Consider the following 764-nt stretch of genomic DNA (forward strand, 5'->3'; position numbering starts at 1 on the left):
AGCTTACCAGCACCGACCAATCTGGATACTCTTGGACGACTAGAAAGTAAGAATGAGAATGCTGAATCTGATGAGATTATGTCACGCCCGATTGAGGTTAGTGATGCAGTCAGTAGCAATGGTGTAGATAGTAGCCAACAGAGTCCTGTACAGACGCTTGCGCAGCAAGAACGTGATCCAGTAACAGGTACTGACGATACTATAGCTGATACTAAGGCTGATGCAAGTACGGGTAAGCTGCCTATAGTAGATGAAACGATAGAGCAGTCAGGCGAGCAAACAGAAGCTTTAAACCCTGATGATTATTTACCTGACTATCAAGTAGCAACAGAAACTCAAGCAGTGACCGATAGCATCGTACAAGCATCCAAACCTAGCTCACGGGCACGTAATAGTAGCAACATTGTTAAACGCTTATATAGTCGTTTGTTTAATGGAGGCGCCATGGCTCTACCACATGTAGAAACCAGCGTTTATTTACAGCAGACAGATGGTAGTAGCGCTGAAAATACAGACGATACGCAGCCAAAACTTATCAAAGCTGATGAAGATAGCCAACCGATTAACAATATTAAAGCTGCGCTTGATGATACAACTGTACAATCTGTTGCTGATTTTACCGCAGCTTTACCACGTTTGCGCCAGACTGCTTTAGATGCTGCGCAAGCAGTAGGCTATTACGACGTTACCTTACGTTTACGCCAACCAACCGTTGATACCATTGACGTCATTATTGAAAAACTTGGTGAGCCAGTACGTGTCGA

1 pseudogene is annotated in these 764 nt (G+C 44.1%); it reads left to right on the plus strand.

The annotated features are described in order from the left end of the window. A pseudogene (locus ACS8FD_RS19705) lies at window positions 1-764 on the plus strand (hypothetical protein); the annotation flags it as partial.

The organism is Psychrobacter sp. 1U2 (assembly GCF_051847575.1).